A 20,368-nucleotide genomic window follows, 5' to 3' on the forward strand; every position below is an offset into this window, starting at 1 on the left:
GGAAAGTAAGAAAAATAAGAGAACTTTGAGATTACATTAAGATTCGTGTCGCGAGCAGCTTTCGGCTAACGCCCTACAGCAGGCCATTCAGGTTGTTGCCGATCGTCCAGGCCGCGGTTGCCACCAGCCCGGAGAACGCCAGGATGATCGCGACCCAGATCAGCACCATGCGCCGGGAGCGTTGCCGCGCCCACACGAACTCGCTCATCGCGATGCCGGCGAATTCCCCTGAGATCGGCTGGTATTCGTGGTCCGGCTCGGGATGCGACTCCTGCGGCCGTCGCTCCGGCCAGTCCTCGGGGCCGCGGGTGAACTGGCGGGTCGGCTGGTGAACCTTGGCCGGCGGTGGGGGCGCAGCGGGACGGCTCTCGGTCATCCGGCCGTGGTGCAGCTCCGCGGACCGGTGTTGCGCGGAGTTGCGCGGGGCGGGCACCCGGAAATCCGGCAGCTGCAACTCCTCGGCGATCGCCTCCAGATCGGCGGCCATCTCGATGGCGTCGGCATAGCGTTCGGCGGGATCCCGGGCGGTCGCGCACGCCACGAAGTCGTCGAATTGTGTTGGCACTCCCTCGATCACGGATCCGGGGCGCGGCACGTCGTGATCCAGCCGTTGGTAGGCGATCGACAGCGAGGAATCGCCGGTGAACGGCGCGCGCCCGGTCAGTAACTCGTAGGTGAGGATCCCCGCGGAGTAGACGTCGCTGCGCGGCCCGGCGTTGCCGTCGCGAACCTGCTCGGGGGACAGGTAGGCCGCCGTCCCCAAAATGACGCTGGCGGAGGTGATTCCGGCCGCCGCTACGGCGCGCACCAATCCGAAGTCGGCGATCTTGACCTCGCCGTCGTCGGAGATCAGCACGTTCTCGGGCTTGACGTCGCGATGCACCAGGCCGGCCCGGTGCGCGGCGGCCAGCCCACCCAGCACCGGGCGCAGCACCGCCGCGACGGCGTGCGGCGGCATCGGGCCACGCTCGGCCAGCAACTCGCGCAGCGTGCCGCCCTCGATGAGCTCCATCACCAGGAAGGGGTGCCTGGCGTCGAGGCCCTGGTCGTAGACGGCGACCAGCCCGGGGTTCTTCAGCCGGGCGACCGTGCGGGCTTCCAGCTGGAAGCGGGTCAGGAACTGCTCGTCGCCGGCGTACCGGGCATCCATCACCTTCAGCGCGACCGGCCGGTCCAGCCGGGTGTCGAGGCCGCGGTACACCGTCGAGGTGCCGCCGCTGGCGATCTTGGACTGGACCAGGTAGCGGCCATCGAGCAGCGCGTTCTCCAACGGGTCGCCCGCCCCGGGTCTGGTCACGGGGCCAATCGTAGGTGCGGCGTTGTCATTAGGGCCGGAACATCGGTTGAAGGCATACTTTCGGCGCGTGCCGAGGCCTAGACTGGCGCCGTGGGGAGCATTCCGGCCGGCGACGATGTTCTAGAGCCCGACGAGCCGATATACGAGCTGCCCCGGGTAGCCGAATTGCTGGGCATTCCGGTGACCAAGGTGCAGCAGCAGCTACGCGAAGGCCATCTGGTCGCGGTGCGGCGCGAAGGCGCCGTCGTGGTACCGCAGCTGTTCTTCACCAATTCCGGCGAGGTCGTCAAGAGCCTGCCCGGCCTGCTGACGATCCTGCACGACGGCGGCTATCACGAAACCGAGATCGTGCGCTGGTTGTTCACGCCTGACCCGTCGCTGACGGTCACCCGCGACGGCAGCCGCGATTCCCTGAGCAACGCGCGCCCGGTCGACGCGCTGCAGGCGCATCAGGCGCGCGAAGTCATGCGCCGCGCCCAGGCGATGGCCTACTAAGGCGTACTAGGCGGCGACGGGCTCTTCGGCCTCGTCGGTGCGCACCGCCGGGACCCGGTACAGCGCATACCAGGCGCCCAGCGCGACGGCCGTCGCCAACAAGAAGTGCAGCCACGAGTACATGCCGTGCGAGCCATCGGGTTTGAAGATCACCATGACCCACGTCGAGAGCCCGGCGATAATCGCGACCGCCCGTCGTGACTGGGCCAGCGGGGCCGCCACCGCGAGCGGCCACGAGTAGTACCAGGGCAGCGCGGCGGGCACGAACAGCACCACGATCACCATCGCCCACGCCATGCCGGTCAGCGCGCCGCGGTCGTCGTGCCGGGATCGCCACCACACCAGGGGCAGCGCCAAGACGATGACCCCGATGCCGATGTACCGGGTGATCAGCAGCGTCGCGTAGAAGTTGACCGCGAAGAACCCGCTGCCCAGGAAATGAATCAGGTTGGCCGCGGCGGTCGGCACGCTCAGCCAGTTGATGATCTTCACCGACCCGGCCAGCGCGGTCAGCCAGCCGAACCCGACCCCGGCGACCGCGGTCAGGATGCCGAACACCACGGCGGAGATCAGCAGCGCCATCGCCGAGGCCGCCACGAACGCGCGGACCGGCCGATAGCCCTTTTGCTCGCGCAGGTGCCGCATCCACACCCAGACCAAAAACGGCAGCGCGATCCCCGCCGTGGCCTTGACCGCGATCCCGATGGTGACCAGCGTGATGCCGAACGCGTGGCGGCCCTGGAAAGTCAGCGCGATACCGGCGGCCATCAGGCCAACCATCAGCATCTCGTTGTGCACCCCGCCCATCAGGTGGATGAGCACCAGCGGGTTGAGCACACAGATCCACAACGCGATCGAGCCGCTGCTGCCCAGATGATGGGCCAGCCGCGGCGTGGCCCAGATCAACAGCGCCAGCCCGGGCAGCATGCACAGACGCAGCAGCATGGTCCCGACGATCACGTGGTTGCCGATCACCATCGTGACGACCTTCGCGACCAGAATGAACACCGGGCCGTAGGGTGCGGTGGTGATGGTCCAGATGGGACTTACGTTGTCCAGCAAGGTGTTCGGATTGGCTACCGGGCCCACGGCATAAGGGTCGAAGCCGTCGCGCAGCAGCGCGCCCTGCGCCAGATACGAGTAGGTGTCACGGCTGAAGACGGGCACCGAAAGCAGCAGCGGCGCCAGCCAGAAGCCGGTGGTGGCCCGCATCATGAACTCGGTGGTTTCGCCGGCCAGCGCCCGTCGGCCCAGCAGCAGCCAGGCGAACAGCATCAGGGCGACGCCCGCCCACAACACGATGGACGAGAGCACCAGCCCGTGGCCGAAACGCAGCCAGGACATGTGCAGCGACTCCAGCAGCGGGTCGTGTGGCTTGGTGCTGCCGGCGCCGAGGCCGCCGACGGTGATCAGCACCGAAGCCAGGAACCCGAGCTTCGCGGGGCGGGCTTGCGGTGTCGCCGCGAATGCGACGATCTCCGAAAGTCGTTGTCCGACTGACCTTTTTGATCGCACAGGATCGGCCGACGGGGTGGGGATCGGGGAGGTCATCGGATCAGGCCGACCGGTTCGTGGCCATCCTGGCCATTTCGGACAGGCCCGATTTGGCCGTCGCGTTGATGGGTGCGGCCGCCAGCGCGTCCAGCGCTCGTCGGGTCAACGTGGCGATGCGTTCCTCGGCCGCGGCCAGCGCGCCCACCGACTCGATGGCTTCGCGCAGTTCGACCACCTGTGCGTCGGTCAGCCCGGCACCGACCGAGCTGCGTAATAGGTTGGCCGCCGGCGGATCCGAGGCGTCCGCCAGCTGCAGCGCCTCGGCGAGCAGCACGGTGCGCTTGCCCGATCGCAGATCGTCACCGGAGGGCTTGCCGGTCACGGCCGGATCGCCGAACACGCCCAGCACGTCGTCGCGCAGCTGGAACGCGACGCCGATGTCGGTCCCGAACTGCGCGAAGATGGCCTGCACGTCGGGCCGGTCGGCGGCGGTGGCCGCCCCCAGCTGCAGCGGGCGTGACACGGTGTAGCACGCGGTTTTAAAGGTGTTGACGTTCATCGCCGACGCGATCGACTCGGCCGCGCCGGCCTCGGCGACGATGTCGAGGAATTGCCCGCCGAGCACCTCGGTGCGGATGTCGGCCCAGACCCGCCGGACTCGCCGCTGCGCGTCGGGAGACAGATCCGCCCGGAAGACGATGTCGTCGGCCCAGGCCAAGGCCAGGTCGCCGAGCAGAATGGCCGCCGAAATCCCGAACTTGTCGGCCGAACCCCGCCAGTCGCGGTCGCGGTGCAGCGCCGCGAAGCGGACGTGCGTCGTCGGCCGGCCGCGGCGGGTGGAGGAATCGTCGATCACGTCGTCGTGTACCAGCGCGGAGGCGTGCAGCAGCTCCAGCGCCGAAAACAGTAGCAGCGCTTCGGAATCGGGTTCTTTGCTTGTCACGGCCCGCCAGCCCCAATAGGCGAAGGTGGGCCGCAGCCGCTTGCCGCCGCCCAGCACGAAGTCTTCCAGCGCCTCGACCAGGAGGCCGTAATCGTCACCGATGTAGGCGGTCTCGGCCCGCCGCTCGCGCAGGTACCGCCGAAGTCGGTCGGTGACGGCGCCGGTCAACTCGACGGTGGCCGCTGCTGCCGGGGTTTGCAGGCTCAGCGCGGCGCCCCTTTCTGCTCGGCGTGACTTATGCCCTCTGGGCCCGACCAGTGTATTCGGCGCGACAACCCAGTTGCTTCGCCTGCCTCACTATCCCGGTCCTATGCTGGCGGAGGTCTGGTTGCCGTCGTCGCGCGGCCGGGCAGCAGTCGTCAATTGGAGAGGACCCGCGTGACCCTCAACACCATCGCGCTCGAGTTGGTGCCGCCGAACACCCAAGACGGTCGGGCGCGCGCCGAAGAAGAGGCGGCGAAAGTGGTGCGGCACTCGGCCGACTCCGGGCTCGACGGCCAGATCCGGCACGTCATGATTCCCGGCATCATCGCCGAGGACGACGACCGTCCGGTCCCGATGAAGCCCAAGTTCGACGTGCTCGACTTCTGGTCGATCGTTCGGCCTGAGCTGCCGGGGATCAACGGCCTGTGCACGCAGGTCACCGCGTTCATGGGCGAACCCGCGCTGCGTGGGCGGCTCACCGAACTGACCGACGCCGGCATGGAGGGCGTGGTGTTCGTCGGCGTGCCGCGCACCATGAACGACGGTGAGGGCGACGGCGTCGCGCCGACCGACGCCCTGTCGATCTACCGGGACCTGGTGCCCAACCGCGGGGTGATCCTGATCCCGACCCGCGAGGGCGAACAGGGCCGCCTCAACTTCAAGTGCGATCAGGGCGCGACCTACGCGATGACCCAGTTGCTGTACTCCGACGCGATCGTGGGTTTTTTGACCGAGTTCGCCAGGACGACCCATCACCGGCCCGAGATCCTGCTGTCGTTCGGCTTCGTGCCGCAGGTGGAGAACCGCGTCGGCCTGATCAACTGGCTCATCCAGGACCCGGGCAACGCCGCGGTGGCCGAGGAGCAGGAGTTCGTCAAGCGGCTGGCCGGCGCCGAGCCCCCGCAGAAACGCCAGCTGATGCTCGACGTGTACAAGCGGGTGGTCGACGGCGTCGCCGAGCTCGGCTTCCCGCTGAGCATCCACCTCGAGGCGACGTACGGGCTGTCCGGTCCGGCGTTCCAGACGTTCGCCGAGATGATCTCGTACTGGTCGCCCGCGCAGCGCGTCTAGCTCAAGGCGGCTACGCTGCCGGCGGCTGATCGCGCGGCGCGGTGAGCCGCTCGGAGCGGTCCCGGCTGACCCAGGCCAGCAGCGCCACCACGCCGGCGGCCGCGAACGACGCGATGCCCAGCCAGACGCCCGCTCCGGTGAACGAGCGGGTGCTCGGGTCGGTGTAGCGGGCCTGGGCGGTCATCGTGCTCACCACGCCCGGCTTGAGCTTCCAGGACACCGCGTCGGACTCGACGCGGTCGCCGTTGGTCGAGGTCACCGGCCCGGGGAACGCGACGGTCAGCTCGACGTCGGCGTCGGGGTCGGTCACCGCCGTCAGGTCGGCGCGGCCCTCCAGGAGCACCAGGTTGCCGTTTCGGCGCAGCGACAGGTTCACGCCTGCGGCGTTGGAGTTCATGTTGGCCAGCTGCGGCAGCTCGGCGAAGGTCAGGTCGGAGAACACCGCTTGCGACCCGACATAGCCGTCGCTGTCGTAGTTGGACACCGCCACCTTCTGACTGAACGGCAGGTTGTTGCTGTCCAGCTGCGGGCCGGTGTCCTTGGGGGTTTTCGGCTTCGCCGCGGCGATGATGTCCCCGGACACCAGGTCGTCGGCGGAAATGGTGAACGAGGCCCTGGCCCGCAGGCACCCGGTCATCAGGGGCACCAGGAACAGCAGCATGGCGATCGCCAGCACGCGGCGCCGCCGCGCGGCAGGTCGTCGGGCTCGAAGCGGGGGAGAGCTGGCGCGCACCAGGTCATCGTGCCAGATCGGGCCCCGCTACAGCGGCAGCGGGCGGCCCAGGATCGCGAATGCCCGTGGGTCCCCGGCGAAGTGGTAGCGCCGGATGATGTCGGTGAAGCCCAGCCGCCGGTACAGGCGCCACGCGCGGTTGGCCTCGCCGTTGGTTTCCGGGGTGGACAGCAGCACGTTGCGCTCGTCGCGATTGGCGAGCAGCCGGCGGGCCAGCGCCTCGCCCAGGCCGCGGCCTTGCGCGCGGGGGTGGATGTGCAGCTCGGTCAGCTCGAAATAGCTGGTCATCAGCCGGTCGATGACCTCGGGCGGTAGGCCGCCGCGCTGCAAACCCAGCACCACCTGCTGTTGCCACCACTGACCGGGCGCCCCGGGGTAGCCGTAGGCGACACCGAGCAGGGGCGCGTCGCTGAGTTCGGCGGGCGAGGGCTCCGCCCCGTCCTCGGCAGCCTCGGCCTCGACGACGGCCGCCGCCTGCCACCCGCGCCGGCGGATGTGCTCGAGCCACATGGCGGCCCGCTGGTTCTCGGTGCCCCGCGGGTATCGCATCGCATCGACGTAAACGCCCAGGGCGTCGCGCAGACGGCGCTCCATCTCGTTCGGCGGGAAATCGATGAGAAAGATCGCCAACTCGCGGTGCCCTCCTCATCCAGTGATCCGGCTTCCGGTTGCTCCCACGCCGTGCCGGTGCAGAGCCATTATCGGACCCGACGGTGCCTGTGCGACGGGCGGTGGTGGCAAGCGGCGCGACTGCTCGAGTTTTGGCTAAGCCGGTTGTAACGCACGGCCGTTGGCGGGCGACAATATTGTCTGGACGCTGCGGGGATAGAATCGGTGCCGAACCAGTGGTACGGCGCAGATCGACCTCGTATCATCTGTGTTAGTTGCCCCTACAATGGGCATCCGCGTGCTATCGATAGTTACGTGTCCAACTGTCGGCAAGGAGGGACGAATGCCACTCTCCGATCATGAGCAGCGGATGCTCGATCAGATCGAGAGCGCTCTCTACGCCGAGGATCCCAAATTCGCCTCGAGCGTCCGTGGCGGAGGGTTCCGCGCACCGACCGCGCGGCGGCGCCTGCAGGGCGCGGCGTTGTTCGTCATCGGCTTGGCCATGCTGGTTTCCGGCGTGGCGTTCAAGGCCACGATGATCGGTAGCTTCCCAATTCTGAGCGTCTTCGGCTTCATCGTCATGTTCGGCGGAGTGGTGTTTGCCATCACCGGCCCCCGGATGGCGGGGCGGTCGGAGCATCCCGGACCGGCGGCCGGTGCGCCGCGCCGCCGGAATAAGGGTGGCGGAGGGTCGTTCACCAGCCGGATGGAGGACCGGTTCCGCCGCCGTTTCGACGAGTAGCGGACCGCCCGGCACGGGCGTCGAAGGGGTAGCCACACGGCTGCCCCTTCTCTCTTGTCCGCGCGCTGTCCGGGTCGATTCGGGCTTCGTGGCCGACACCTGTTCGAAGCGCAACTGAGGCCAAACCGAGCCCCACTGGCCCCCACTCGGACGCCCCACTGGGCCCCACTTCGCGAATTGTGGGCTTTGAAATGCGGTTTCTCGCCGCTCCACGTGCGCCCTCAGCTGCCCCCGCGCGGTCGCGGCGCAGCGCGGTGTGGCGGATGGGCCAGGAAACACCGCGCCGAGACTCAATTAATGGGGAAAAGTGGGGGGTTGTGGGGTATGGTGGCTGAAGTGTTTGGGCGAGCCGGAAGCCGGCCTCGACAGGAGGTGAGCTGGTGTTTCTCGGCACCTACACGCCCAAGCTCGACGACAAAGGACGGCTCACCTTGCCGGCCAAGTTCCGCGACGCACTGGCAGGGGGGTTGATGGTCACGAAGAGCCAAGACCACAGCCTCGCCGTCTACCCGCGGACGGAATTCGAACAGCTGGCCCGCCGGGCCAGCAAGACGTCCCGCAGCAACCCGGAGGCAAGAGCGTTCCTGCGCAATCTCGCCGCCGGCACCGACGAGCAGCATCCCGACACGCAGGGCCGCATCACCCTGTCGGCCGACCACCGCCGCTACGCCAACCTGTCCAAGGATTGCGTGGTGATCGGGGCGGTCGACTACCTCGAGATCTGGGATGCGCAGGCCTGGAACGACTACCAGCAGACCCACGAAGAGAACTTCTCCGCGGCCAGCGATGAAGCACTCGGCGACATTATCTGAGGCGCATGCCCGTGCATCGTGGCCTCTGCCCGAACCGACCCTGGCGTACTTCCCCAACGCCAGGTTCGTAGCTTCGGACAGGGACCTCGGTGCGTGGGCGTCCCGCCATACCCCTGGAGGTGTCGCGGTGGCCGATCGGCCAAGCGAGTTCGGGCATGTGCCCGTGCTGCTGGAGCGCTGTGTCGAGCTGCTCGCCCCGGCGCTGACCCGGCACCACCCGGACGGATCCGGGGCTGTCCTCGTCGACGCGACCCTGGGCGCGGGCGGGCACACGGAACGATTCCTCACCGAGCTGCCTGGCCTGCGGGTGATCGGGCTCGACCGCGATTCCGGCGCCCTGGACATTGCTCGCGACCGGTTGGCGGCCTTCGGCGACCGAATCACCCTGGTGCACACGCGATATGACGGCATCACCGATGCCCTGGCCGAATCGGGTTATGCCGCAATCGAATCGGTCGACGCCATCCTGTTCGACCTCGGAGTGTCGTCCATGCAGCTCGACCGCGCCGAGCGCGGCTTCGCCTACGCGCAGGACGCGCCGCTGGACATGCGGATGGACTCGGAGTCGTCGCTGACCGCGGCCGACATCCTCAACACCTACGATGAGGCGGCGCTGGCGAGCATCCTGCACCGCTACGGCGAGGAGCGGTTCGCCCGCCGCATCGCCAAGCACATCATCCGCCAGCGCGCCCGCGCCCCCTTTGCGACGACGGCCGAGCTGGTTGAGCTGCTCTACCAAGCGATTCCGGCTCCGGCCCGGCGCACCGGCGGGCATCCGGCCAAGCGCACCTTCCAGGCGCTGCGCATCGCGGTCAACGACGAGCTGGACTCGCTGCGCGACGCCATCCCGGCCGCGCTGGATGCGCTCGCCGTCGGGGGTCGCGTCGCGGTGATGGCCTATCAGTCGCTGGAGGACCGGATCGTCAAACGCGCATTCGCCGACGCGGTGGCCTCGCGCACGCCCGTCGACCTGCCGATGGAGCTGCCCGGCCGCGGGCCGCGGTTTCGGGCGTTGACGCGCGGCGCGGAGCGTGCGGATGCCGCTGAGATCGAACGCAATCCGCGCAGCAACCCGGTGCGCTTACGGGCAGTGCAACGGGTGGAACACGAATCAGAATCGCAGCGCCAGGGGACCGGGAAGGGCGACGCATGAAAACCAAGCGTGACACACCGAAACGCCAGGGCGGCAGTGACCGTCGGCGTGGGCGTGACGCTTCCGCCCGTACCAGCAGGCGCACGCCGGCGGAGGCGGCGTCGCGGCGCAGCCGTCCCGGAAAGGTCTCGACGCCCAGCCGCGAACCGCGGACGCACAATGCCGGGCCGCAGACCGGCCCGAACGCCCGCCCGGTCGAACGGTCGAACCGCCCCAAGAGCACCCGGCAGGCCAGGGCCCGGGCCAAGGCGCGGAAGGCCAAGGCACCCAAGGTCATTCGGCCCCGGCTGACCGAGCGCGTGGCGATGCGCCTGGCGGCGATCGACCTGCGACCCCGGACCCTGCTGAGCAAGGTGCCGTTCGTCGTGCTGATCATCGGCGCGCTCGGCCTCGGGCTGGGCCTGACGCTGTGGCTGTCCACCGACTCGGCCGAGCGCTCCTACCGGCTGAGCCACGCCCGCGAGAAGAACCGGATGCTGCAGCAGCAGGCGGAGTCGCTGGAACGTGAAGTGCGCGAGGCCGAGGCCGCGCCGGCGCTGGCCGAAGCGGCGCGCAAGCAGGGCATGATCCCCACCCGCGACACCGCCCACCTGGTTCAGGACGCCTCCGGTAACTGGGTGGTGGTCGGCACGCCCAAGCCGGCCGACGGCGTTCCGCCGCCGCCGCTGAACTCCAAGCTTCCCGACGCCGGCCCCGCGGCCCCCGCGAAGCCGGTGGCGCCCCCGGCGGAGATCCCGGTGCGCGTCGAGCCCGTTCCCGGTCTCGCGCCCGCGCCGACGAGGTCCGGGCCCGAGGCGCTGCTGCGAGCCCCCGACGGGTCGACGACGGTGGGCGGCCAGCACATTCCGCAGATCGCCCCGCTGCCGGGCATGCCCGGCGGGCCTGCTGTCGGGCAGCCGCCGGTGGCGATGCCCCTGCCAGGGCTGCCGGCTCCCGCGGCGCCCGAGAGTCCCGGGGTGCCCAACCAAAGCCCGATCCCGATCGGCGGGACGCCCGTCCCGGCACAGGCACCGGTCCCGATGCCCGCCCAGGTGCCGGTCCCGTTGCCACGTGGCATCGCGCCGCCTGCGCCGCGCGTGGGTGGCCCGCTGATCCCGGGTGCCTCGGTGCTGCCGCCGGCGGCACCGGTCGTCCCGGGGCTGGTGCCGAATAGCGGCCAGCAGATCGTCCCGCCGGCCGCCGCTATGCCGGGCGCGGCCCGATGAGCCGCGGCGAGCCCCGGCGCACCCGCCGTTCCCAGTCGCCGCGGCCGACGCGCGGTCGTGGTAAGTCCGATGCCGGGCAGCCTCGGCGCGCTCGCAAGGGGGAAAAGGCCACGGCGCCCAAGGATGTCCGGGAGCCGCGCAGGTTCCGGAAAGCCAAGGACCCCAAGGAGGTTCAGGCGGCCGGACGCGCGGACGCCGGTCACTCGGCACGCGAGCGGCGCACCCGTCAGCTGACGGAAGTGGTCAGCCGCGGTGGGTCGTTCACCTTCCGGCACCGTGCCGGCTACGCCGTGATCCTGATCCTGATGCTGGTGGCCGGCGTGCAGCTGTTCCGCCTTCAGGTGACGGACGCCCCGGCGTTGCGGGCCCAGGCGGCCGGGCAGCTCAAGGTCACCGACATCCAGAAGGCCGTCCGCGGCAGCATCGTCGACCGGCACAATCAGCAACTCGCCTTCACCATCGAGTCGCGCGCATTGACGTTCCAGCCGAAGCGAATTCGCGAGCAGCTGGAGGAGGCCAAGCGGAAGAACCCGGCCGCCCCCGATCCGCAGACGCGGCTGCAGGAGATCGCCAAAGAGGTATCGACCCGGCTGGGCAACAAGCCGGACTTCGTCACCGTGCTGAAGAAGCTGCAGACGAACGACAACTTCGTCTACCTGGCGCGCGCCGTCGATCCGGCCATCGCCAGCGCGATCTCGGACAAGTTCCCCGAGGTCGGCTCGGAGCGGCAGGATCTGCGCCAGTACCCCGGCGGATCGCTGGCCGCCAACGTCGTCGGCGGCATCGACTGGGACGGCCACGGCCTGCTGGGGCTCGAGGACAGCCTGGACTCCGTGCTGTCGGGCACCGACGGCTCGGTGACCTACGACCGCGGCTCCGACGGCGTGGTCATCCCCGGCAGCTACCGCAACCGGCACAGGGCGGTCAACGGCTCTACTGTCGAGCTCACGATCGACGACGACATCCAGTTCTACGTGCAGCAGCAGGTCCAGCAGGCGAAGAACGTGTCTGGGGCGCACAATGTTTCGGCCGTAGTGCTGGACGCCAAGACCGGTGAAGTGCTGGCCATGGCCAACGACAACACCTTCGACCCGTCCCAGGACATCGGGCGGCAGGGCGACAAGCAGCTGGGCAACCTGCCGGTGTCGTCGCCCTTCGAGCCGGGCTCGGTGAACAAGGTGGTGACCGCGTCCTCGGTCATCGAGTACGGCCTGTCCAACCCCGACGAGGTGCTGCAGGTGCCGGGCTCCATCCAGATGGGCGGCGTCCCCATCCACGACGCCTGGGACCACGGCGTGATGCCGTACACCACCACGGGCATCTTCGGGAAGTCGTCCAACGTCGGCACGCTGATGCTGGCACAGCGCGTCGGCCCGGAGCGCTACTACGACATGCTCCGTAAATTCGGGCTGGGGCAGCGCACCAACGTCGGGTTGCCCGGCGAAAGTTCCGGGCTGGTTCCGCCCATCGACCAATGGTCGGGCAGCACGTTCTCGAACCTGCCTATCGGCCAAGGTCTTTCGATGACCCTGCTGCAGATGACGGACATGTACCAGACGATTGCCAACGACGGGCTGCGCGTCCCGCCGCGCATCATCAAGGCCACGATCGCCGCCGATGGCACCCGGACCGAAGAACCGCATCCCGACGGTGTCCGCGTGGTCTCGCCGCAGACCGCGCAGACCGTGCGCGGCATGCTGCGCGCCGTCGTGCAACGCGACCCGATGGGCTACCAGCAGGGCACCGGCTCGGCCGCGGCCGTGCCCGGCTATCAGATGGCGGGCAAGACCGGTACCGCCCAGCAGATCAACCCCGGCTGTGGCTGCTACTTCGACAACGTCTACTGGATCACGTTCGCCGGCATGGCCACCGTCGACAACCCGCGCTACGTGATCGGCATCATGATGGACAACCCGGAGCGCAACGCCGACGGCACGCCTGGACACTCAGCGGCCCCGCTGTTCCACAACATCGCCGGCTGGCTGATGCAGCGTGAGAATGTCCCGCTGTCGCCCGACCCCGGGCCGCCGCTGACGCTGCAGGCCACCTGAGGCGGTTAGTCCAGGCGAGCGGCGGCGAAACTGCGGTTGCGCGTGTCGATTTCGTCCTGGGTGGCCGGGACCAGGCGGTCGCCTCCCGGCGCCGCCGTTGCCTGGGATCGGACGACGTGCGGCCGCTGGTCGCGCTCGTATTGCCCCCATGCCCGCTCGAGGTCTCCCGGGTGGTCGCGTAGGGCCTGGGCCAGAAACCAGGTGCCGGTCAGTGCCAGGCTCGTCCCGCGGCCCGACAGGTTGGAGGAGCTGTGTGCGGCGTCGCCGACGAGCACGATGCGCCCGCGATGCCATGCGGGCATGTCGATCTGGCTGACGGAGTCGAAGTAGAGCTCCGGGTCGCGGATTGCCGCGTCGACCAATTCGGGGACTCGCCACTGGTCGTGGCCGGCGAACGCGTCGGCGAGGATCTGCTTCTGGGCCGCGAGGTCGTGGTAGTCGTAGTCGAGCCATGGCGATCGAAACATGAAGACCGCCAAGGCCTTATCGTTGTAGGCGGCGATGCCGGTCAGGTGGCCGGGGAAGTTGTACATCGGGTTGTTGCGTCCGTTTGGCGAGTAATCGGGCAGGGCGGCCAATGCGACGTAGTAGCCGAGGTGGCGCAGGAACTGCCGTTCGGGCCCGAACGTGAAGCGGCGGACGGCCGAGTGCATCCCGTCGGCCCCGACCACCAGGTCGTAGCGGTCGCGGGCACCCGAGGCGAAGCGGACGTCGACTCCGCGGCCGTCGTCGTGCAGTTCGGCGATGGATTGCTCGAACCGCAGCTCCACCGACGGTCCCAGGTGGTTGTAGAGGAGGGTGGTGAGGTCCTCGCGGGGGATTTCGATGTCGTCGGGTGAATCGTTGATCACCTCGAAGGGCGGTTCGGCCACCACGGTCCCGGTTGCGTCGATGAACTGGATGCGTTCGCTCATGTCGACGCGATGGTCGAGGATCTCTCCGAGCAGACCCATCTTCTCGGCGACGCCGATGGCGACGTCGCCGCGGATGTCGATGGGGGAGCCGTTGACCCGTAGGTGGTTCGCGCGTTCGACGATGGTCACGTCATGGCCGTCGGCGCAGAGGTCGAGCGCCGCGCTCAAGCCGGCGATTCCTGCACCAGAGACGAGAATGCGCATGAGATCCGCTCCCTTAGTTTAAGATACGTGATGTATCTTATGACCATAGCCTCTACCGATAGGAAACGCAATGTCTCTTAATGCGACGGGCGTGGCGCGCCGGCGCAGGGGCGCCGCGCTGGAGGAAGCCCTGCTGGATGCCGCGTGGGCGGAGCTGACCGAGCACGGCTATGACGACATGACGATCGACGCCGTCGCCGTGCGGGCGGGAACCAGTCGCGCGGTGCTGTACCGGCGCTGGCCCGGCAAGCAGGAGCTCGTGCTCGCCGCGCTGGCCCACGAGGTGGAAAAAGACGTCGTCGCCGTCCCCGACACGGGCAGCCTGCGTGGCGACGTCATCGCCCTGCTCAGGGAGGCCAACAAGCTCAGGGTGGGGTTGGTGGCCGCGCTGATGACCCGGCTGGGCGGCTTCTACCAGCAGACCGGCCGCAGCCTGGCCGACATTCGGGCGCTCATTCAGGGTGACCGCGACGCCATCCTGGAGCAAATCGTCCAGCGGGCCATCGACCGCGGCGAAATCCAGCCGGGCCAGGTCACCGACCGGATCGCGCGGGTGCCCGTGGAGCTGTTCCGCTACGAAGTTCTGATGACGCTGCAACCGGTGCCCGACGACGCGATCGTGGAGATCGTCGACACCATCTTTCTGCCGCTACTCGACTCGCGTAAGGGCCGGTAACGGGCCAGCGTAGGCGCGGGAGCGCCTCGCCGGCCTGCGCTCCTGGGTAGGGTGTCATGGCTGATCATGAGGATGACCCCGCGCGAGAAAGGTGTGACGGAAGTGCCGGTGCCCACCGAGTTGCGCCCCAGCGCGAACGCGGGGGTGCGGCTGCCCGCGCTGGCGGCGGAGGTGGGCGCGGTGCCCGCCGGCGGCGACCAGGTACCCGACCTGCCGATTAGCGGTGTGACGCTGCGCGCCCAGGACGTGTTGCCCGGTGATCTGTTCGCCGCCCTGCCCGGCTCGACCACGCACGGCGCCCGCTTCGCCGCCGACGCGATCGGGCGCGGGGCCGTCGCGGTGCTGACCGACGACGCGGGGGTAGCCGAGATGGGTCCGACGTCCGTGCCGACCCTGGTGCATCCGACGCCGCGGGGCGTGCTCGGCGGCCTGGCCGCGACGGTGTACGGAAACCCGTCCGACCGGCTGGCCGTGCTGGGCATCACCGGGACGTCGGGCAAGACCACGACGACGTACCTGGTCGAATCCGCGCTGCGCGGCGCGGGGCGGGTCGCCGGGCTGGTCGGCACCATCGGCATCCGGATCAACGGCGCCGACATCCCCAGCGCGCTGACCACCCCGGAGGCGCCGGCGCTGCAGGCGATGCTGGCGGCGATGGCCGAGCGCGGGGTCGACACCGTGGTGATGGAGGTGTCCAGCCACGCCCTGACGCTCGGCCGGGTGGACGGCACCGGGTTCGCGGTGGGCGCCTTCACCAACCTGTCCCGCGACCACCTGGACTTCCACCCGACGATGGCCGACTACTTCGAGGCCAAGGCGCTGCTGTTCGACCCGGGTTCGCCGCTGCACGCGCGGCGCGCGGTGGTGTGCATCGACGACGACGCCGGGCGCGCGATGGCCGCGCGGGCCGCTCACGCGGTCACCGTGAGCGCCGAGGGCCAGCCGGCGCACTGGCGAGCCATCGACGCGGCCCCGGTGGGCGCGGGCGGCCAGGAGTTCACCGTCGTCGGGCCCGACGGGGCCCAGCACCGGATCGGCATCCGGCTGCCCGGCCGCTATAACATCGCCAATTGTCTTGTCGCACTGGCTGTTCTGGATGCGGTCGGCGTTTCGCCCGAGCAAGCGGCACCCGGACTGCTGCGGACGCGGGTCCCCGGGCGGCTGGAGGAGATCGATCGCGGCCAGGATTTCCTGGCCCTCGTCGACTACGCCCACAAGCCCGGCGCGCTGCGGGCCGTGCTCACTACGCTGCTGCAACCGGGGCGCCGGCTGGCCGTGGTGTTCGGCGCCGGCGGCGACCGGGACCCGGGCAAGCGGGCGCCGATGGGCGCGGTCGCGGCCGAGCTGGCCGACCTGGTCGTCGTCACCGACGACAACCCGCGCAGCGAGGATCCCGCCACGATCCGCCGCGAAATCCTCACCGGGACAACCGAAAGCGGTTCTAAAGCCGAAGTCGTCGAGATCGGCGAACGGCGCGAGGCGATCCGGCACGCGGTGGGCTGGGCACGCCCCGGCGACATCGTGGTGATCGCCGGCAAGGGCCACGAAACCGGGCAGCGGACCGGCGCCGAGACCCGCCCGTTCGACGACCGCGTCGAGCTGGCGGCGGCATTAGAGGCCCTGCGATGATCGAGCTGACCGTGGCCCAGGTCGCCGAAATCGTCGGCGGCACACTGGCCGACATCGCACCGGAGGACGCCGCCCAGCGGCGCGTCACCGGCACCGTCGAATTCGACTCGCGCGCCGTCGGCCCGGGCGGGTTGTTCCTGGCGCTGCCCGGGGCGCGGTCGGACGGACACGACCACGCGACCGGGGCCGTCGAGGCCGGCGCGGTGGCGGTGCTGGCCGCCCGTCCCGTCGGGGTTCCCGCCATCGTGGTCGCGCCGCATCAGGCCGAGGACGGCCGCGCCGGGGTGCTCGAGCACGACACCGACGGCTCGGGGGCGGCGGTGCTGGCCGCCCTGGCCAAGCTCGCCGCTGCCGTCGCCGCCGACCTGGTGGCCGGCGGGCTGACCATCATCGGGATCACCGGGTCGTCGGGAAAGACGTCGACCAAGGACCTGGTCGCCGCCGTCCTGGCCCCGCTCGGTGAGGTGGTCGCGCCGCCGGGATCGTTCAACAACGAGCTGGGCCATCCCTGGACGGTGCTGCGCGCGACGCGCGAGACCGACTACCTGATTCTGGAGATGTCGGCGCGCCATCCCGGCAATATCGCCGCACTGGCGCAGATCGCCCCGCCCGCGATCGGGGTGGTGCTCAACGTCGGCACCGCGCACCTGGGCGAGTTCGGCTCGCGGGAGGCCATCGCGAGAACGAAAGGTGAACTGCCGCAAGCAGTTCCGCAGTCCGGGGCGGTCATCCTCAACGCCGACGACCCGGCGGTGGCGGCGATGGCCGAGCGGACCGCGGCGCGGGTGATCCGGGTGAGCCGGTCCGCCAGCACCGACGCGGGCCCCAGCGACGTGTGGGCGCAGGGCGTGTCGCTGGACGAATTGGCCCGGCCGCGTTTTACGTTGCATGCGAACGGCACCCAAGCGGAGGTTCAACTCGGGGTGTATGGCGACCACCAGGTCACGAACGCGCTCTGCGCGAGCGCGGTCGCGCTGCAATGCGGAGCGAGCGTCGAGCGGGTGGCCGACGCGCTCGCGGCCGCGGGCCCGGTGTCGCGGCACCGGATGCACGTCACCACCCGCGCCGACGGCGTGACGGTGATCGACGACGCCTACAACGCCAACCCGGACTCGATGCGGGCCGGGCTGCAGGCGCTGGCCTGGATCGCCCACCGCGGGCAGCAATCGGGCGCTGTCCCGCGGCGCAGCTGGGCGGTGCTCGGCGAAATGGCCGAGCTCGGCGACGACGCGATAACCGAGCACGATCGCGTCGGCCGGCTGGCGGTGCGCTTAGATGTGTCTCGACTCGTTGTCGTGGGAATGGGGAGGTCAATGAGCGCCATGCACCACGGAGCGGTCATGGAGGGCTCCTGGGGCGCTTCCTCGGATAGGGGGGCCGTCACCGTGGCCGACAGCGACGCCGCCCTGGCTTTGTTGCGCGCCGAGGTGCAACCCGGCGACGTCGTGTTGGTCAAGGCGTCCAACTCCGCCGGGCTGGGCGCGCTGGCCGAGGCGCTGCGTGACGATCGCGAGGGCGGCGAAGCCGGGCGAAGCGGGTCGTCACCGTCGAGCAGTGCCGACGCCGGAGAGCGCCCGTGAGGCAGATCCTGATCGCCGTCGCCGTCGCGCTGACGGTGTCGATCCTGCTGACCCCCGCGCTGATCCGCCTGTTCACCAGGCAGGGCTTCGGCCATCAGACGCGCGAGGACGGCCCGCCCAGCCACCACGCCAAGCGCGGCACCCCGTCGATGGGCGGCGTCGCGATCGTGGCCGGCATCTGGGCGGGTTACCTCGGCACCCACCTGGCCGGGCTGGCGTTCGACGGCGAGGGAGTGTCCGCGTCCGGTCTGTTGGTGCTGGGCCTGGCCACCGTCCTGGGCGGCGTCGGCTTCCTCGACGACCTGATCAAGATCCGCCGCTCGCGCAACCTCGGGTTGAACAAGACCACCAAGACGGTCGGGCAGATCACCGCCGCGGTGCTGTTCGGCGTCCTGGTGCTGAGTTTCCACAACGCCAACGGCCTGACACCGGGCAGCCCCGACCTGTCCTACGTGCGCGAGATCGCCACCGTCACACTGACTCCCGCGCTGTTCGTGCTGTTCTGCGTGGTCATCGTCACCTCTTGGTCCAACGCGGTGAACTTCACCGACGGCCTGGACGGGCTGGCCGCGGGCACCATGGCGATGGTCACCGGCGCCTACGTGCTGGTCACCTTCTGGCAGTACCGCAACGCCTGCGTCAGCGCGCCGGGCCTGGGCTGCTACAACGTGCGCGACCCGCTGGACCTGGCGATCGTCGCGGCCGCCACCGCGGGCGCCTGCATCGGCTTCCTGTGGTGGAACGCCGCGCCGGCCAAGATCTTCATGGGCGACACCGGATCGCTGGCCCTGGGCGGCATCATCGCGGGCCTGTCGGTCACCAGCCGCACCGAAATCCTTGCGGTGGTGCTGGGTTCGCTGTTCGTCGCCGAGGCCGGCTCGGTGGTGCTGCAGATCCTGGCCTTCCGCACGACCGGGCGACGGGTCTTCCGGATGGCGCCCTTCCATCATCACTTCGAGCTGAGCGGCTGGGCCGAGACGACGGTGATCATCCGCTTCTGGCTGCTCACCGCGATCACCTGCGGCCTGGGCGTGGCGCTCTTCTACGGTGAGTGGCTCGCCGCAGTCGGTGCCTGACATGAGCGGGCTCGAGCCCCTGACGCCCGGCGCGCCCGTGCTGGTGGCCGGCGCCCGGGTGACCGGTCGGGCGATCCTGGGCGCGCTGCAGCGATTCGGGGCGGCGGCGACGCTGTGCGACGACGACCCGGCCATGCTGCGCCCATACGCCGAAAGCGGCGTCGCGACAACGGATCCCGCGACCGCGGCAGCCCGGATCGCCGACTACGCGCTGGTGGTCACCAGCCCCGGCTTCCATCCGTCGGCCCCGGTGCTGGCTGCCGCCGCGGCGGCGGGCGTACCGATCTGGGGCGACGTCGAATTGGCGTGGCGGCTGGACGCCGCGGGCCACTACGGCCCGCCGCGGCGCTGGCTGGTGGTGACCGGCACTAACGGCAAGACGACGACGACGTCGATGCTGCACGCGATGCTGACGGCGGCCGGCCGGCGCAGCGTGCTGTGCGGCAACATCGGCGACCCCGTGCTCGACGTCCTCGAGCAGCCCGCCGACCTGCTGGCCGTCGAGCTGTCCAGCTTCCAGCTGTTCTGGGCGCCGTCGCTGCGGCCCGAGGCGGGCGTGGTGCTCAACATCGCCGAGGATCACCTGGACTGGCACCAGACGATGGCCGAGTACACCGCCGCGAAGGCCCGGGTGCTCGACGGCCGGGTCGCGGTCGTGGGGCTGGACGACAGCCGGGCCGCCGCGCTGCTGGGCACCGCGGCGGCGCCGGTGCGGGCCGGTTTCCGCCTCGGCGAGCCGGCCGCGGGGGAGCTCGGCGTGCGCGGCGGGCAGCTGATCGACCGCGCCTTCGCCGACGACGTGGCCCTGCTGCCCGCCGACTCGATACCGGTGCCGGGGCCCGTCGGCGTGCTCGACGCCCTGGCCGCCGCGGCGCTGGCCCGCAGCGTCGACGTGCCCGCCGAGGCGATCGCGGAGGCGATCGCCTCGTTCCAGGTGGGCCGGCATCGGGCCGAGGTGGTACTCGTCGCCGACGGCATCACCTACGTCGACGACTCCAAGGCCACCAACGCCCACGCCGCCGAGGCGTCGATCCTGGCCTACCCGCGGGTGGTGTGGATCGCCGGGGGCCTGCTGAAGGGCGCATCGGTCGACGCCGAGGTGGCCCGGGTCGCGTCACGGCTGGTCGGCGCCGTGCTGATCGGCCAGGACCGCCAAGAGGTTGCAGAGGCGTTATCGCGACACGCGCCGGATGTCCCCGTCGTCCAGGTTGTGACAGGCGAGGATGCTGGTATGAATGCGACTGCTGTGATTCCTGGGGCTGATGTGACGGATGTTTCTCATGAGAATGTCGGCGCCAGGGTCATGACGGCGGCGGTCGCCGCGGCCCGCGACTTGGCCAAGCCGGGCGACACCGTGCTGCTGGCGCCCGCGGGCGCATCCTTCGACCAGTTCACCGGGTACGCCGACCGCGGTGACGCATTCGCCGCCGCCGTACGCGCCGCTCAGCTGTAGGCGAGGGTGGCGAAGAGGTTGACC

General features: G+C 70.0%; 18 protein-coding genes. 12 read left to right on the forward strand and 6 right to left on the reverse strand.

The window, feature by feature from the left end; translation table 11 throughout:
- Positions 1 to 73 precede the first annotated feature (73 nt).
- Positions 74 to 1,297, reverse strand: coding sequence for a protein kinase domain-containing protein (locus MRAB57_RS20705; RefSeq protein ID WP_077089011.1), 1,224 nt, complete (start codon positions 1,295 to 1,297; stop codon positions 74 to 76).
- A gap of 90 nt (positions 1,298 to 1,387) precedes the next feature.
- On the opposite strand from MRAB57_RS20705, the gene MRAB57_RS20710 reads away from it, so the two are divergent.
- Positions 1,388 to 1,792, forward strand: coding sequence for an Rv2175c family DNA-binding protein (locus tag MRAB57_RS20710; RefSeq protein WP_077089012.1), 405 nt, complete (start codon positions 1,388 to 1,390; stop codon positions 1,790 to 1,792).
- A gap of 6 nt (positions 1,793 to 1,798) precedes the next feature.
- Here MRAB57_RS20710 and MRAB57_RS20715 read toward each other — a convergent pair whose 3' ends face one another.
- The gene (locus MRAB57_RS20715; RefSeq protein ID WP_077089013.1) at positions 1,799 to 3,343 is read right to left on the reverse strand and encodes an alpha-(1->6)-mannopyranosyltransferase A; all 1,545 of its coding nucleotides are present in this window, start codon (positions 3,341 to 3,343) and stop codon (positions 1,799 to 1,801) included.
- Positions 3,344 to 3,347: 4 nt separating this feature from the next.
- Positions 3,348 to 4,397 carry a bifunctional (2E,6E)-farnesyl/geranyl diphosphate synthase gene (gene idsA2 / locus MRAB57_RS20720; RefSeq protein WP_077089014.1) on the reverse strand — a complete coding sequence of 350 codons (1,050 nt, stop codon included), beginning with the start codon at positions 4,395 to 4,397 and terminating at the stop codon, positions 3,348 to 3,350.
- Positions 4,398 to 4,607: 210 nt separating this feature from the next.
- Between idsA2 and MRAB57_RS20725 the strand changes: the two genes are divergently transcribed.
- The gene (locus MRAB57_RS20725) at positions 4,608 to 5,504 is read left to right on the forward strand and encodes a mycobacterial-type methylenetetrahydrofolate reductase (protein WP_077089015.1); all 897 of its coding nucleotides are present in this window, start codon (positions 4,608 to 4,610) and stop codon (positions 5,502 to 5,504) included.
- Positions 5,505 to 5,514: 10 nt separating this feature from the next.
- Here the strand turns inward: MRAB57_RS20725 and lppM are convergent, their stop codons facing one another.
- The gene (lppM, locus tag MRAB57_RS20730) at positions 5,515 to 6,165 is read right to left on the reverse strand and encodes a lipoprotein LppM (RefSeq protein ID WP_077090727.1); all 651 of its coding nucleotides are present in this window, start codon (positions 6,163 to 6,165) and stop codon (positions 5,515 to 5,517) included.
- Positions 6,166 to 6,264: 99 nt separating this feature from the next.
- Positions 6,265 to 6,867 (reverse strand): GNAT family N-acetyltransferase, encoded by a 603-nt coding sequence (locus MRAB57_RS20735; RefSeq protein ID WP_077089016.1) that lies wholly within the window; start codon positions 6,865 to 6,867, stop codon positions 6,265 to 6,267.
- Positions 6,868 to 7,189: 322 nt separating this feature from the next.
- Here MRAB57_RS20735 and MRAB57_RS20740 point away from each other — a divergent pair, with 322 nt between their 5' ends.
- The 5 genes from MRAB57_RS20740 (at position 7,190) to MRAB57_RS20760 (ending at position 12,812) form a co-directional block, all read left to right on the forward strand.
- Complete coding sequence (locus MRAB57_RS20740; protein WP_077089017.1) at positions 7,190 to 7,591, forward strand: DUF3040 domain-containing protein; 402 nt, start codon at positions 7,190 to 7,192, stop codon at positions 7,589 to 7,591.
- A gap of 380 nt (positions 7,592 to 7,971) precedes the next feature.
- Complete coding sequence (gene mraZ, locus MRAB57_RS20745) at positions 7,972 to 8,403, forward strand: division/cell wall cluster transcriptional repressor MraZ (RefSeq protein WP_077089018.1); 432 nt, start codon at positions 7,972 to 7,974, stop codon at positions 8,401 to 8,403.
- The gene (gene rsmH / locus MRAB57_RS20750) at positions 8,378 to 9,556 is read left to right on the forward strand and encodes a 16S rRNA (cytosine(1402)-N(4))-methyltransferase RsmH (protein ID WP_108637973.1); all 1,179 of its coding nucleotides are present in this window, start codon (positions 8,378 to 8,380) and stop codon (positions 9,554 to 9,556) included. The genes mraZ and rsmH overlap by 26 nt, the downstream gene beginning before the upstream one ends.
- Complete coding sequence (gene ftsL / locus MRAB57_RS20755; protein ID WP_077089020.1) at positions 9,553 to 10,761, forward strand: cell division protein FtsL; 1,209 nt, start codon at positions 9,553 to 9,555, stop codon at positions 10,759 to 10,761. Before rsmH ends, ftsL begins: the two co-directional genes overlap by 4 nt.
- Positions 10,758 to 12,812 (forward strand): peptidoglycan D,D-transpeptidase FtsI family protein, encoded by a 2,055-nt coding sequence (locus tag MRAB57_RS20760; RefSeq protein WP_077089021.1) that lies wholly within the window; start codon positions 10,758 to 10,760, stop codon positions 12,810 to 12,812. The genes ftsL and MRAB57_RS20760 overlap by 4 nt, the downstream gene beginning before the upstream one ends.
- Positions 12,813 to 12,817: 5 nt before the next feature.
- Here MRAB57_RS20760 and MRAB57_RS20765 read toward each other — a convergent pair whose 3' ends face one another.
- Positions 12,818 to 13,930, reverse strand: coding sequence for an FAD-dependent monooxygenase (locus MRAB57_RS20765; protein ID WP_077089022.1), 1,113 nt, complete (start codon positions 13,928 to 13,930; stop codon positions 12,818 to 12,820).
- A gap of 70 nt (positions 13,931 to 14,000) precedes the next feature.
- On the opposite strand from MRAB57_RS20765, the gene MRAB57_RS20770 reads away from it, so the two are divergent.
- From MRAB57_RS20770 to murD, 5 genes are all read left to right on the forward strand, one after another.
- The gene (locus MRAB57_RS20770; RefSeq protein ID WP_216823752.1) at positions 14,001 to 14,606 is read left to right on the forward strand and encodes a TetR/AcrR family transcriptional regulator; all 606 of its coding nucleotides are present in this window, start codon (positions 14,001 to 14,003) and stop codon (positions 14,604 to 14,606) included.
- Between the two features lie 66 nt (positions 14,607 to 14,672).
- Entirely contained in the window at positions 14,673 to 16,235 is a 1,563-nt protein-coding gene (locus MRAB57_RS20775) for a UDP-N-acetylmuramoyl-L-alanyl-D-glutamate--2,6-diaminopimelate ligase (protein ID WP_108638116.1), read from the forward strand.
- Entirely contained in the window at positions 16,232 to 17,815 is a 1,584-nt protein-coding gene (locus MRAB57_RS20780) for a UDP-N-acetylmuramoyl-tripeptide--D-alanyl-D-alanine ligase (RefSeq protein ID WP_077089024.1), read from the forward strand. Before MRAB57_RS20775 ends, MRAB57_RS20780 begins: the two co-directional genes overlap by 4 nt.
- A complete protein-coding gene (gene mraY / locus MRAB57_RS20785) occupies positions 17,812 to 18,891 on the forward strand; it encodes a phospho-N-acetylmuramoyl-pentapeptide-transferase (RefSeq protein ID WP_077089025.1) in 1,080 nt (359 codons plus the stop codon). The genes MRAB57_RS20780 and mraY overlap by 4 nt, the downstream gene beginning before the upstream one ends.
- Position 18,892: 1 nt before the next feature.
- Positions 18,893 to 20,344, forward strand: a complete 1,452-nt coding sequence (gene murD / locus MRAB57_RS20790) for a UDP-N-acetylmuramoyl-L-alanine--D-glutamate ligase (protein WP_077089026.1) — start codon at positions 18,893 to 18,895, stop codon at positions 20,342 to 20,344.
- Positions 20,345 to 20,368 lie beyond the last annotated feature (24 nt).

It is taken from the genome of Mycobacterium rhizamassiliense, assembly GCF_900157375.1.
In the GTDB taxonomy this organism is placed as follows: Bacteria; Actinomycetota; Actinomycetes; order Mycobacteriales; family Mycobacteriaceae; genus Mycobacterium; species Mycobacterium rhizamassiliense.